10 protein-coding genes are annotated in these 13,750 nt (G+C 70.1%); 1 reads left to right on the top strand and 9 read right to left on the bottom strand.

Going from position 1 to position 13,750, the window contains the following annotated elements; translation table 11 throughout:
- Positions 1-64 precede the first annotated feature (64 nt).
- The 8 genes from ABH941_RS01455 to ABH941_RS01420 all read right to left on the bottom strand — a co-directional run bounded on the left by ABH941_RS01455 (position 65) and on the right by ABH941_RS01420 (position 9,019).
- The gene (locus ABH941_RS01455; RefSeq protein ID WP_370126657.1) at positions 65-808 is read right to left on the bottom strand and encodes an ABC transporter ATP-binding protein; all 744 of its coding nucleotides are present in this window, start codon (positions 806-808) and stop codon (positions 65-67) included.
- Positions 805-1,557: a hypothetical protein gene (locus ABH941_RS01450; protein WP_370126656.1), complete on the bottom strand. Its 753-nt coding sequence runs from the start codon at positions 1,555-1,557 to the stop codon at positions 805-807. Before ABH941_RS01450 ends, ABH941_RS01455 begins: the two co-directional genes overlap by 4 nt.
- Positions 1,557-2,141 carry an RNA polymerase sigma factor gene (locus ABH941_RS01445; RefSeq protein ID WP_370126655.1) on the bottom strand — a complete coding sequence of 195 codons (585 nt, stop codon included), beginning with the start codon at positions 2,139-2,141 and terminating at the stop codon, positions 1,557-1,559. The genes ABH941_RS01450 and ABH941_RS01445 overlap by 1 nt, the downstream gene beginning before the upstream one ends.
- Before the next feature lie 138 nt (positions 2,142-2,279).
- Complete coding sequence (locus tag ABH941_RS01440) at positions 2,280-3,971, bottom strand: alkaline phosphatase family protein (RefSeq protein WP_370126654.1); 1,692 nt, start codon at positions 3,969-3,971, stop codon at positions 2,280-2,282.
- 687 nt (positions 3,972-4,658) lie between these two features.
- Entirely contained in the window at positions 4,659-5,687 is a 1,029-nt protein-coding gene (locus ABH941_RS01435) for a LacI family DNA-binding transcriptional regulator (RefSeq protein ID WP_370126653.1), read from the bottom strand.
- A gap of 56 nt (positions 5,688-5,743) precedes the next feature.
- A complete protein-coding gene (locus ABH941_RS01430; RefSeq protein WP_134005496.1) occupies positions 5,744-6,634 on the bottom strand; it encodes a carbohydrate ABC transporter permease in 891 nt (296 codons plus the stop codon).
- Positions 6,635-6,636: 2 nt separating this feature from the next.
- Entirely contained in the window at positions 6,637-7,563 is a 927-nt protein-coding gene (locus ABH941_RS01425) for a carbohydrate ABC transporter permease (protein WP_370126652.1), read from the bottom strand.
- Between the two features lie 130 nt (positions 7,564-7,693).
- Complete coding sequence (locus ABH941_RS01420; protein ID WP_370126651.1) at positions 7,694-9,019, bottom strand: ABC transporter substrate-binding protein; 1,326 nt, start codon at positions 9,017-9,019, stop codon at positions 7,694-7,696.
- A gap of 273 nt (positions 9,020-9,292) precedes the next feature.
- Here ABH941_RS01420 and ABH941_RS01415 point away from each other — a divergent pair, with 273 nt between their 5' ends.
- Positions 9,293-11,371 (top strand): beta-galactosidase, encoded by a 2,079-nt coding sequence (locus ABH941_RS01415; protein ID WP_370126650.1) that lies wholly within the window; start codon positions 9,293-9,295, stop codon positions 11,369-11,371.
- A gap of 103 nt (positions 11,372-11,474) precedes the next feature.
- Here ABH941_RS01415 and ABH941_RS01410 read toward each other — a convergent pair whose 3' ends face one another.
- Positions 11,475-13,613 carry a hypothetical protein gene (locus tag ABH941_RS01410; protein WP_370126649.1) on the bottom strand — a complete coding sequence of 713 codons (2,139 nt, stop codon included), beginning with the start codon at positions 13,611-13,613 and terminating at the stop codon, positions 11,475-11,477.
- Positions 13,614-13,750 lie beyond the last annotated feature (137 nt).

Raw genomic sequence — 13,750 nt, 5'->3', positions numbered from 1 at the left:
GGAATCCCGGGGATTCGCGGGTTCCGCGGCCCGCCGGGGCTCCGCGCCGGGAGCGTGACGGCGCTCATGCCCGCGCCGCCGCAAGGACCGCGCTGTAGCCGCGCTCCAACGGTGCGTCGCCGGTTCCGTGGCCGACGCCGCGGGCGGTGAGTTCGTCCGGGGTGCCCTGGAAGGCGATCCTGCCCTGGTGCATCAGGGCGACCTCGGCGCAGGCAGCGCCGACGTCCTCGACCAGGTGGGTGCTGACCACAACGGTGGAACGCTGCCCCAACTCCCGGATCAGGGACCGGAACTCCACCCGCTGCTCGGGGTCGAGGCCGGCCGTGGGCTCGTCGAAGAGCAGCAACTCGGGCTCGTTGACGATCGCCTGGGCGATCCCGGCCCGGCGCAGCATCCCCCCGGACAGAGTGCGCAGTTTCGCCTTGGCCTTGTCGCCCAGGCCGACCTGCTCCACGGCGGCGGCCACCGCTCCCGGCACCCTGCCCGGCGGCATCTCCTTGAGCAACGCGAAGTACTCGACGAACTCCACCACGGTGAACCCCGGGTAGTAGCCCAGGTTCTGCGGCAGATAGCCGAGCCTTCGCCGGATCTCCCGGCGCGGTCCGTGCCCGGATGGGTCCCGGTCCAGCAGCCGCAGGCTGCCGGAGCTCGGCGGGATGACCGTGGCCAGCATCCGCAGCAGCGAGGTCTTGCCCGCGCCGTTGGGCCCGAGCAGACCGAACACGCCCGTCCCGGTGCTCAGGTCCACGCCGTCCACCGCCCGGGTGCGGCCGAACCGCCTGGTGAGGTCACTGATCTCGATGTTCACTCGGTCCCCTTTGTGGTCCTGGTGGTGTACAGCACGACGGCGACGCTGCAGACAGCGACGGCCAGATACGGGAGGACGAGGGCGGACCGGGTGACAGCCGCGGTGAGCTGCCCGGTGGCGGACTGGCCCCCGATCACGGTGATGGTCCACACCGCCAGTGCGGCGCCAACCCCCGTGTTCGCCGACTCCGAGACGGTGGCCACGGCCAGCGCGAGCGCCGACACCGCCGCCATCGGCACCAGCCAGCCGACGGCGATGCCCGCCACGGTGGGCGACACCGCCGAGGCGGCCAGGGCGAGCAGGGCGTTGACCGCGAACACCGCGAGGACCCGGGCCAGCAGCACCATCCGGTCGCTGACCGCCATACTGCGCGACAGCTCCCAGGCCGGATCGAGTCCGGGTCCGTAGGAGTAGGCGACGGCGGCCCCGGCCAGCCCGGGGGCGGCCAGCGCCACCATCGGCTGCCCGGTCCCGGCGGTGGCCACGACCCCGGCGCCGAGCACCACGACCGTGGCGAGCAGCCAGGGCAACAGCAGTGACGGCGCGGTCAGCAGCGCCCGGGCCAGGCCGGGCGAGCGCAGCAGCCGGGTGGCCAGACGCTCGACCGGTCCGGGCTCACGCCGCCACACCCGCGCGGCCACGCCCAACCAGACCCGGCCCAGATCCACACCGTCCAGGCCATCCTGGCCGGAATCGCCCAGGCCCGAGCCGCCCAGGCCCGCGCCGTCCGCATCACGCGGCGCCTCCATCACAGTCCCTCCTCCTGCGCCGCACGCCCAACCAGCGCCGTCCGCATCAACCGCCGCACCCGGTGGGCCCGGCTCTTGACCGTGCCCTGGGGCACGCCCATCAGCTGCGCCACCTGCGCGACCGGCTGATCCTCCACATACAGCAGCCGCCAGACCTCCCGCTCGGCACTGCCCGCCGGACCGAGCACCGCCAGCGCGGCGGCCAGATCCGCCCGCGCCAGCACCGCCTCCGCCGGGTCCCGGGCGGATGCCCGTCCCGCCGCCGCCAGCGCGTCGTCCAGAGCCGTCTCGTCCAGTACGGCAGTGTCGACCGCTCCGGCCTCGTGGCCGTGCCGGCGCAGCCACCCGGCGGCCTGCCGACGGGCTATCACCCAGAGCCAGCCGCCCGCCGATCCCTGCGGTCGGTAGCCCTTGGCGCTGCGCCAGACCGCCAGGAACGTCTCCTGCAGCACATCCTCGACGTCCTGGGCCGGCAGCGCCGTGCGCAGCCGGGCCGCCAGCCACGGCGCATGCCGGCCGAACAGCTCGCGGAGCGCACTCTCGTCGCCGCCGGCCAGGCGGGCGATCAGCTCGTCGTCGTCCATCACTTCCTCTATTGCCGCGCACCGGGGTTCGGTTCACCAGAATCGCGGGCCTTCGGAACACCGCCGTCGGGAAAACAGCGGCGGCGGGGCCGGAGCGTCAAGCCCCGACCCCGCCGCTGACCTATCTGTGCGTGCGCGTCAGCGCACCGGCAGCACCTTGGTGCCCTCCTCGCGGACGGCCTTCAGCTGCTGCGGGTTCAGGCCCAGCAGGGCGAGGATGGTCGGCGCGATCTGAGTGGTGTGGACGGTGGCTCCGTCGACGACCCGGTCCGGGGTGCCGGCGCCGGAGACCACCAGCGGCACGTTCAGGTCGTCCGCGTGGCCGCCGCCGTGCTCGGCGACCTTCTTGGTGCCACCGGTGTAGACGACTCCGTACTGGGCGACACCGAAGACGTCGGGGACCCGGGCGTCACCGGGCTTGACTCCGAAGAAGTGCGCGGCGTCAGCACCGGCGTAGACCTTGGTCAGACCGCCGTGGGTGTATGCCTTCGACTTCTTGTTGATGTCGGTGCCGGTGCCGCTCTGCGCCAGCAGGTACGCCTTGGCGAAGTCGGTGGCGGCCTTGGAGCGGTCCGAGAGCCAGAGCAGCATGGCGTCGTCGTCCACCGCGTGTGCCACCAGGTCGGCGGCCTTGGGGTGGAGCTTCTTCCAGGCGGCGTTCAGGCCGTCCAGCAGCGGGCCGTCGTCGATCCGGGTGAGCGCGGCCGGGTCGGTGGGCGACTGGCCGTGCTTGGCGGAGAGGATGATCGTGGTGCTGCCGTCCAGGTGCTGCTTGTGGATCTCCGCGGTGAGCGCGCCGATCTGGGCGTTGATGTAGTCCAGGTTGTTCTGCAGCAGCGGGCCCGGCACGTTCTTGGCGGTGTAGCCGCCGGTCAGCCCGTCCGAGCTGGGGAGCTTCTCGGCGGTGGACACGGACTGGAAGTTCAGGCCGAAGATGGCCGGGGTGCCGACCTTCTGCGAGCGCGAGTGGTCGTAGCCGTCGATCTCGTTGAGGACGGCCTTGACCTTGTAGCTGTCGTACTGCTGGGTGGCCTTGTTGTCGGTGGTCCAGTCGTTGCCGGCGGCGTAGCCGAGCGCGTTCGAGTTGATCTCCGGGGTGAAGAGGTCCTGGACACCCGTTCCCGACGGACCGTCGAGGATGTCGTAGGCGGCGTGCTTGTCCGACCACGCGGTCCGCAGACCGGCCTGGCGGGCCACCTCGAAGATGGTGTTCACCTGGAGGTACTGGTTCGGGTAGACCGGCTTGCAGGTCTTGGGGTCGACCGGGAGCTTGGTCGGGTCGATCAGCTTGGTCGGGTTGCCGGTCATCGAAAGGATGCTGCCGGGGAGGTTCTTCAGGCCCTGACCAGCGTCGATGGAGGCCTTGTTGATGTCCAGGTCCTCGGTGAGGTCCACCTCCACGCCGGGCTTGACGCCCTTGCAGCTGGTGGTCCCGGCCGGCAGCAGCGCCGCGTTGTAGGTGTCGTCGTAGTAGATCCCGGTGGTGCCGGGGCCGCCGCCGGTGGCCTGGGCGACCATGCCGGGAAAACTGTCCGACGGGTTGGTGGTCTTGGCGTCGGTGTACTGGACGCCGCCGCGGACCAGCTTGGCCAGCGCCGACTGCGGGTGCCTGGCGATGTACCAGGTCAGGTCGGATTGGTGCAGGCCGTCCACCGAGATCAGCAGCACATGCTTGACCGCGGCACGGTGTGCGGCCGACGCGGCCGGCACCGCGCCGGCGGGAGTGGCGAGGAAGGCCCCGCCGATCAGTCCGGAGGCGCCGAGGACGGCAGCCAGGCGAAGGTAACGACGGGTCACAAGGATCTCCAGGGAACTCATGGTGCGTGGCATGGGAGCAAGCTGCGAACAGTGCCCGGGCCATGAGTAGTGCGCCGCCGTGTACGAGGAGCAGCGTGCGCATGAACGGCCGACGAATCAACCCGACTCACACCCTTCTCCTGCCTCCACGCGCCCGACTTCGCCAGGATCGTGGGCCGGGCGGCAGCGGTAAGTGGCTTACATGGCGCCACCATTGCCGAGTGACACGCCCGTGGCTTGTTGCTGTTGCTCGCTACGCTCGCGGCGACAGGAGCAGGAGGGATGCGGGGGCCCGCCGTTGCCGGGCGGCGGGGTGGTCGGTGGTGCCTGCAGAAACGATTCGCCAGGTAGGTGCCCTATGCATTTGGGGTCACTCGACCTACTTTGGGGTCACTCGTCCGACAAATCCTGCCGCGTATGTCCGTTATGTCGTCGAGGCAGTGACCCCAAAGTAGATCGAGTGACCCCAAAACGGACCACGCCGACCGACGCACGCCCCCTCGCCAGCCCACCCGCCCCCCGCACGGGCCTACGGCGCCCAACCAGGCCGCCCCCTCCCGCAGTTAGCCCGCGAGCGAAGCGAGCAACAGCAACAAGCCACGGACGGCGGAGGGCGGCAACGAACGCGCCATATAAGCCACCCACAGCTGCCGCGACCAGCGGAAACGCCCCGCCTCCCCCGACCGCCCTCCCCGCCCCTTCCCCGCCCCTCCCGCCCCCTCAGGCCGACGCCCGCACGATCAGCTCCGTCGGCAGGATGACCGAGGCCGGCGGCTCGCCCGCGATCAGGGACTGGAGCACCCGGACCATCTCGGCGCTGATCCGGTCCCAGGGCTGGCGGACCGTGGTCAGCGGGGGGCGGGTGCTCGCGGCGATGGTGGAGTCGTCGAAGCCGCCGACGGCCACGTCCTCCGGCACCCGGCGCCCGGCCTGTTCCAGGACGGCCAGGGCGCCGTCCGCCATCAGGTCGGAGGCGACGAAGACCGCGTCCAGGTCCGGGGCGGTGGACAGCAGCGCGGCCATCGCGGCCTCGCCGCCGGCCCGGCTGTAGTCGCCCTCGGCGACCAGCGCCGGGTCCTGCGGCAGGCCGGCCTCGGCCAGGGTCTCCCGGTAGCCGGTGAGCCGGTCCACCCCGCCGGGGGTGTCCAGCGGGCCGGTGATGGTGGCGATCCTGCGGCGGCCCGTGCCCAGCAGGTACCGCACCATCGCCCTGGCCCCCTCGTGGTCGTCCGCGGCGACATAGGGCGTGGTCGAGGTGTGCCCCAGCGGCTTGCCGCAGGCGACGACCGGCATCCGGGCCTCGTCCAGCAGCTCCACCATCGGGTTGCCGGAGTGCGAGGAGACCAGCAGGACGCCGTCGACATGCCCCGAGGTGATGTAGCGCCCTATCCGGCGGCGCTCCTCCTCGGTGCCCGCGATCATCAGCAGCAGCGGGATGTCGTGCTTGGCCAGGGCCGTGGTGCAACCGCGCAGCAGCTGGTTGAAGTTGGGGTCCTCGAAGAATCGCGTCTGCGGCTCGGTGAGCAGGAAGGCGACCGAGTCGGAGCGCTGGGTGACCAGGCTCCGGGCATGGCGGTTGACGACGTATCCGGTCTTGCGGATGGCGGCGTTGACCGCCTTCAGCGCCTCCGGGCTGACGTTGTGCCCGCCCTGCAGCACCCGGGAGACGGTGCCGCGGGAGATCCCCGCCTCACGGGCGACGTCGTGGATGGTCGGCGGCCGGCGACGGGCCGGCGTTGCTTCGGTCATCTGCGGTGACGGTTCTTCCTCGGGTAAGGGCTGCTGACGGCTCTGCTGATGCCTGATCAGGACTTTACGGCCCCGGAGAGCAGGTCGAGGCGCCAATAGCGCTGGAGCGACAGGAACAACGCGATCAGCGGCAGCACCGAGATCAGCGAGCCGGTGATCACCAGGGTGTAGAGGGCGGGAGCGGCCGCGCCCTGCTTCAGCAGCGTGAACAGGCCCACGGTCACCGGGAACTTGCTGTCGTCGCCGAGCATGATGAAGGGCAGCAGGAAGTTGTTCCAGATCGCGACGAACTGGAACAGGAACACGGTGACCAGGCCCGGCATCATCATCGGCAGCCCGACCGAGCGGAAGGTGCGCCACTCGGAGGCGCCGTCGATCCGGGACGCCTCCAGCAGCTCGTCGGGGATGGCGCCGGCCGCGTAGATCCTGGCGAGGTAGATGCCGTAGGGGCTGAGGATGCTGGGAATCAGCACGGACCAGTAGCTGTCGGCCAGACCGGCCTTGGCCATCAGCAGGTACTGCGGGATGGCCAGCACCACCGGCGGCATCAGCACGCCGGCCAGCAGGGTGTTGAAGATGGCGCTGCGCCCGGCGAAGCGGTACTTCGCCAGGGCGTACCCGCTGATGCCGGAGACCGCGGCCGAGAGCAGTGCGCCGATCCCGGCGTAGAAGGCGGAGTTCAGCATCCAGGTCCAGAACTCGCCGTTCCGGTAGGCGCTGAGGTCGCGGAGGTTGGAGAGCAGGCCGGTGCCGGGGAACAGGGTGAAGGTGGAGAACAGCTGTGCGCTGCTCTTGGTGGCGGCGATGAGCACCCACACCACCGGGATCAGGCAGTAGACCGCCCCCGCCAGCAGGCCGAGGGTGGGCGCCCAGCCGATGCTGCGGAGCCTGGAGGTGAGCGGGGAGCCGCTCAGGGGCACGGTGACGCCGGTGGCGTCCTGGGTCATCGTCACTGCTGCTCCCCATAGGCACGGCTGCCGACCAGCTTCAGGAATCCGAAGGAGATCGCCAGGGTCACCGCCGCGATGACCACCGAGGTGGCCGAGGCGGAGTAGATGTCACCACGCACGAAGGCGTCGCGGTAGACCTTCATCAGCGGGCTCCAGGTGGAGGAGATGCCGTTGGTCAGGGGCGCCAGCGTGGTGGGTTCGCTGAACACCTGAAGCGTGGCGATCAGCGAGAAGAAGAAGGTGAGGACGAGCGAGGGAAGCACCATGGGAATCTTGATCCGTAGGGCGATCTGCAGCTCGGACGCGCCGTCGATCCTGGCGGCCTCGTACACCTCGTTGGGCAGGGCGCGCAGCGAGGTGTAGATGACGACCATGTTGAAGCCGGTGCCGCCCCAGACCGCGATGTTCGCCAGCGCGACGTACATGCCGTTGCCGGAGAGCAGCTGCGGGGCGCTCATGCCGAGCTTGCCGAGCAGGAAGTAGCCCGGGCTGGTGGTCGGCAGGTAGAGGAAGCCCCAGAGCAGGCTGGCCACCACGCCGGGGATGGCGTAGGGGAGGAAGATCGCGATCCGCGAGAAGGCCCGGAGCCGGACCTTGTCGGCGTCCAGCAGCAGGGCGAAGAGCAGGGCCAGGCCCAGCATGACCGGGACCAGCATCGCGCCGTAGACCAGGACCCGGACGGTGCCGTTCAGCAGTTCGGAGTCGCTGAGCGCCGAGGTGTAGTTGGACAGCCCGGCCCAGCCCTCACTGCGCGAACCCGGCCCCAGCCCCAGCCCCTGGATGTGGATCTTGCGGAAGCTGAGGTAGCCCGCGTAACCGATGGGCAGGGCGAACATCAGCGCGAACAGCACGATCGCCGGTGCGAGGAATCCGAACGGCGCCAGTCTGAACGTGCGACGCCTGGGGGGTGGGGCTGCCGTGGCCATGGGGCGCGGCTCCGTTCCAGGGGTTGAGGGGGGTTGAGGGGGGTTGATGGGTGGGAGTTGAGGGGTTGGCCCCCGCCCGGGTGGAGGCACCAGCCCGGGCGGGGGAGTCACAGTGGCGCTACCGGTGATATCAGCCGGCGACCTTGAAGCCCTGCTTCTGCATGTCGGCCAGGGTGGCCTGGTCCATGCTGTTCAGCGCGGCCACGAAGTCGCTCTTGTTCTGGGCGGCCTTGCCGAAGGCGTCCTTGAAGGCGCTGTACGCGACGTTGACGTTGGGTCCCCAGGCGGCCGGGGCCGTGGTCGCGGCGATCTTGGCGGCGGTGGTGTAGAAGTCGGGCTGGTTGCTGAAGAAGTCCGGCGCGGTGGCCAGGGCGCCGCCGGTCTGGGCGTCGCTCGCGGCCGGGTACACGTAGGAGTCCTTGACCAGCGCGGCGACAGCCGTCGGGTCGGTGTTCAGCCACAGCGCGAACTGGGCCGCCGCGTCCTGGTGCTTGGAGTTGTTGGTGACGGCCGTGGACGAGCCGCCCCAGCTGCCGGTGACGTTGGCACCGGCGGTCCACTGCGGCAGCGGGGCCATGGCCCACTTGCCCTTGGTTGCGGGGGCGCTGCTGCTGAGCACACCGGGGGCCCAGACCGCGCTGACCCAGGCGATCTGGGAGCCGTCCGCGAGGGCCTTGCTCCAGGCCGGGGTGTACATCGGCTGGTTGTCGATGGTGCCGTTCTTGACCAGGTTGCCCCAGAAGGTGGCCACCTTCTGGGTGGCCGCGTCGTTGATGCCGACCTTCCAGGTGTCACCGCTGGTGGTCCACCAGGAGGCGCCGGCCTGCTGGGCGAGGCCGGCGAAGAGGCCGGCGTCGTTGCTGGAGAAGGTGGTGAGGTGCTTGGTGGCGTCCGCCGTGTGCAGCTTCGCCGCGTCGGCCGCGAACTGGTCCCAGGTGGTGGGGACGGTCAGCCCGTACTTGGCGAAGAGGTCCTTGCGGTAGAAGAACATCAGCGGGCCGCTGTCCTGCGGGATCGCGTAGACGGCGTTGCCGCCGAGGGTGACCTGCTTCCAGATCCCGGCCGCGAACTTGCTCGACGCGGAGCCGTCCTGCTTGGAGATGTCGGCGAGGACGTTGTTGCTGACCAGGGTGGGCAGCGCCTGGTACTCGGCCTGGACCAGGTCGGGGGCGCCGCCGGCCTTGGCCGCGGTGATCACCTTGGTGAGCAGGTCGTCGCCGGAGGCCTGCTTCTCGACGGTGACCTGGATGTTCGGGTGGGACTTGTTCCAGATCGCGGCGACCTGGTCGAGACCGGGGGCCCAGGCCCAGTAGGTGAGCTTGACCGGACCAGAGGCCGTGGCCGGGGCGGTGGCACCCGAGGAAGAAGTGGAGCTGCTGCTGCAGCCGGCGAGAAGAGCGGTGGCGACACCGGCGGCCGTCAGGCCGAGGGCGATGCGACGGTGCATCGTAAGCATGGACACTCCAACGGACGATGACGTCCGCACCATGCGGACTGTCGTCTCAGTCACTGTGAGCGTTCACAGTACGGAAACCAACACGACACTTGTCAAGAGTTGTTGCAATCCGGTTATCCAAGGGCCTGCAAATCCCGACTTTCCGGCAGTGAGCAGCTCAGATGTGTCGAGTGATCAACAAAATCCAACATGACGCACCACTTGCCAAAGCCCCATACGCATCGGTTAGCGTGTGCACGTTCCCAGCCCTCTCGCTTCCGCAGGAGTCCCGTCATGCCCCCGAAACCCACTCGGCTCCCCACGCGACTCCTGGGACGCGGCCTCGCGTTCGGCGGTGACTACAACCCCGAGCAGTGGCCCGAGGAGGTCTGGGCCGAGGACATGGCCCTGATGCGCGAGGCCGGAGTGAACGCCGTGAGCGTCGGCGTCTTCTCCTGGGCCCTGCTGGAGCCCGCCCCGGGCGTGTTCGAGTTCGGCTGGCTGGACCGGCTGCTGACCATGCTTCACGACAACGGCATCTCGGTGGCCCTGGGCACCCCCACGGTCGTGCCGCCGGCCTGGTTCTACGAGCGCCACCCCGAGGCGCTGCCGGTCACCAAGGACGGCCAGCGACTGGCCTTCGGCGGACGCGGCGCGATCTGCCACAGCTCCCCCGCCTACCGCCAGGCCGCCACCGGCATCACCACCGCCCTCGCCGAGCGCTACGCCGACCACCCCGCACTGGCCCTCTGGCATGTCCACAATGAATACGGTGCGCCGGTCGCCGGCTGCTACTGCGAGCAGTCGGCCGTGGACTTCCGCCGCTGGCTGCGCGAGCGCTACCAGACCCTGGCGGGACTGAACGAGGCCTGGGGCACCGTCTTCTGGGGCCAGAACTACACGTCCTGGTCGCAGATCGAGCCGCCGCGCCGCACCCCCACCGCCGGCAACCCGGGCCACCAGCTCGACTTCAAGCGCTTCAGCAGCGACGCCATGCTCGCCAACTTCACCGCCGAGCGCGACATCCTGCACCGGCTCGCTCCCGAGACCCCGGTCACCACCAACTTCATGACCGCGCTCAGCCAGGGCCGCAATGTCGACTACTGGGCCTGGGGCCGCGAGGTGGACCTGGTCTCCAACGACCACTACCTGGTCGCCGAGGCCGAGCGCACCCATGTCAACCTGGCGATGTCCGCGGACATCACCCGTTCGGTGGCCTCCGGCGCCCCCTGGCTGCTGCTGGAGCACTCCACCGGGGCCGTCAACTGGCAGCCCCGGAACCTCGCCAAGGGCCCCGGTGAGCTGGGCCGCAACAGCCTGGCCCATGTCGCCCGCGGCTCCGAGGGGGCGATGTTCTTCCAGTGGCGGGCCTCCCGCTACGGCGCCGAGAAGTACCACTCGACCATGCTGCCGCAGGCCGGGACGGACAGCCGGATCTGGCGCGAGGTGGTCCAGCTGGGCTCCGACCTGGAACGGCTGGCGGAGATCCGCGGCACCAGGGTGCGCGCCGACGTCGCGATGCTGTGGGACTGGCAGTCCTGGTGGGCCCAGGACCTGGAGTGGCGGCCCAGCGAGGACCACAGCGCCGAGGAGCGCGCCGACAGCTGGTACGAGGCCCTCTACGACCAGCACCTCACCGTGGACTTCGCCCACCCCGAGGCCGACCTGACGGACTACCCGCTGGTGGTCGTGCCCGCCCTCTACCTCACCGAGACGGCGGCCGCAGAGAACCTGCGGCGCTACGTCGAGCAGGGCGGCGTGCTGGTCGTCTCCTACTTCTCCGGCATCGTCGACGGCACCGACACCGTGCACCCCGGCCCTTACCCGGGCGCGCTGCGCGAGGTCCTCGGGCTGACCGTGGAGGAGTTTCTGCCGCTGCGCGCCGGCCAGACGGTCGCACTCGACGGCACGGGAGTCGGCACCGGCACCGGAACCGGCACTGGGACCCCGGCCGGGGCCGAGCCGCTGAGCGGCGACGTCTGGACGGAGACCGTGGTGCCGCGAGGCGCCGAGACGGTGTGGCGCTACAGCGACGGCCCGGCCGCGGGCGGGCCGGCGATCACCCGGCACGCCCTGGGCGCCGGCCACGCCTGGTACGTCTCCACCCGGCTCTCCCCCGCCCAGCTGGCCCCGGTCCTCGCACTGGCCGGCCAGGACGCCCGACTGCCCGACCGCAGCGAGCTGCCGCACGACGTCGAGGTCGTCCACCGCAGCGGCGCGGAGGGCGAGTACCTCTTCGCGATCAACCACACGTCGACCGAGGCCAAGGTCACGCTGCCCGCTCCCGGCACCGAACTCCTCACCGGGGAGCGGGCCTCGGGCTGCCTCCCGCTTCCCCCCGGATCCGTCCGCGTCGTCCGTCTGGAGGGTTGAGGGGCCATACCGGACCCTGACGACCGCGGACGCGGACCGGCCCCGAGCGATCTTCCCCGCTCGGGGCCGGTCCGCGTGCTGCGTTCACGTGACTCAGGTGGGGTCAGGCGGCGAGCTGCTGGGCCTGGCGGATCAGCTGGTCCGCCTGCCACTCCAGGTTCGCGGCCTGGCGCGGGTCGACGCTCCGGTGGTGGAACGCGGCGCCGTCCAGCAGCGCCACGATCTGGTCGGCGAGCCCGTCCCGGGCACTCCCGAGAGCGGTGAGCGTCGCCTCGGTCGCGGTGTACTGCGCGTCACCGGCACTGGTCGAGGAGACCCCGCGGTTGGACACGACCAGCGTCGCGGCCGCGAAGGCCCCGACCCCCGCGTCGAGCTGCTTGTACGCGGCGGCCAGCCGCTGGTAGGCGCCCAGGTGGTCGGCCAGCGAGTCGGGCAGCGCACTGCGGCTGATGAACTCGGTCAGCACCCGGCCGTCGCTGCGGTAGGTGTCCTTCAGCCCGAGCAGCGCCAGCATGGTGGGCCGGATGTCGGTGTGGTCGGACCACACCGTCCCGGTGGTCCCGAGCTTGCGGACGCCCGGACCGACCAGGCCCAGCCAGGTGGTGTTGATGTCGCTCGCGAAGTCCCCGTGGTTCCAGGCGTACGCCGGGCCGAGGGCGACGCACGGTGAGGCGCAGCCGGCCGCGCCGCCGTAGACGTAGTAGTTCGGATCCGCGAACGAGGTGAAGGTCGGCGTTCGCAGCGGGTCTCCGCTGACCATGTGCAGCAGCTTCATCTCGGTCTGGTCGGCGAGATAACTGTTGATGGTCCCCGACGTCCCGGTGATCGGGTTGACCGCGGTGACCTTGGACCAGGCCTGTTCGAAGCTCCGGGTCACCGTGGCGTTCTGGGCCGGATTGCCGGTGAGGTAGAAGTTGGGCGCGGAGTCCGCGTGCACCTTGAACGGGGTGGTGACGCCCTGCTGGGTCGCCAGCAGGCCGGTGGCGTTCGCGTTGACCTCGCCGATCTGCTGGTAGGTGCAGGGAACGGTCACGCCGTCGCAGTTCGCCGGGGTCGGCGCGCCGCCCACGAAGTGGTCGTTCTCGTCCGCGGTGACCACGAACAGGGTGTTCGAGGAGTTGATGCCGTCCTTGGACAGCCGGGTGAAGAAGCTGCCGAAGGCGTCGTCGTAGGACTTCAGCTGCGCCACGTAGCCGGCCTCGCCGGGTCCGTAGGCACCGCTGCCGGCGCCGTGCTGGTCATGGGCGTCGGAGATGTAGGCGTAGGTGACCGGGACGCCGGACTCCTGCATCTGCGCCACGTAGCCGAGCGAGTTGTTCGCCGTCATGCCGTCGAAGCCGGGGAAGCCCGCGTTGCCCTTGGAGTCGGTGATCTGCTTGCCGTCGGTGGAGTTCACCACGCCGTTCGCGGCGATGGCGGGATCCACCGCCTTGGCGCCGAACAGCGCGCTGTAGCCGGTGTATCCACCGGGCTCGTCGGGCAGCAGGTCGGCGCTGGTCGTGCTCTTGGCACAGACTGCTGAGGTCTTGGCACAGTGGATGCCGATCCCGACGTAGTCGGCCTGGGCCTTCGCCGGATTCGCCTTGGCCTCGGCGGCCTCGGGCGAGGCGGTGCCGAACACCTTGTTGATGTCGACGGTGGTGTTCTCCAGGATGGTGTTCGCCGCCGAGACCGAGCCGAAGTCACAGCCGGCCTTGGTGTAGGCGGTCCACGGCGCGGGAGTGTTCTTCCCGGCCTGGGTGGTCATCGTGTAGGCGGAGTCGGTGGGCGTCGGCACCGAGCTGTCGGCCACCCCGTCGGTCCAGTACGCGAAGGTGCTGGCCGAGTTGGTGGTCCCGTCCGGGTTGTAGTACCGGTACGAGTTGGAGACCGGCTGGCCCTGGTCGCTTCCGTAGAGTCCGGTGAGCGAGGTCAGGATGTCGTTGCCGGTGTGCGCGATCAGCGGGGTGTGGTGGTTGCTGTCCACCACACCGTTGCTGTTCAGGAAGTTGAGCAGGTGCGGCATCTGTTCGAGGTCCGAGGGGACATTGGGGTTGTCCCTGGTGAGGTGCACATTGTCGAACTGGAGATAGATCACATGGCTGACATCCCGTCCGCCGGCCGACAGCCGACAGCCGGAGCTGCTGCCGCCGCTGCCTGATCCGTGCTGCGCTCCGGCCGCTGCCGACGCGCTGGTGCCCGAAACGGCCCCCAGCCCCAGCCCGGCGGCCAGTGCCAGCGCCATCACTCTCTTCTTGCGCATCCTGCTCCCTCTCTGGACGCAGTCACGCGTCGCTGATGACGCGCGTAGATGAGGATGGCACAGGCTGCTCGGCGCCGACAGGGGGCACAACCCCATCACAGGTAAGCAATAGGTGAACTGACGGTTACTCATGCCTC

Source organism: Streptacidiphilus sp. EB103A (assembly GCF_041261405.1).
Lineage (GTDB): Bacteria > Actinomycetota > Actinomycetes > Streptomycetales > Streptomycetaceae > Streptacidiphilus.
The sequence above is the reverse complement of the archived record's forward strand: the minus strand, read 5'-3'. Positions and strand labels throughout refer to the sequence as shown.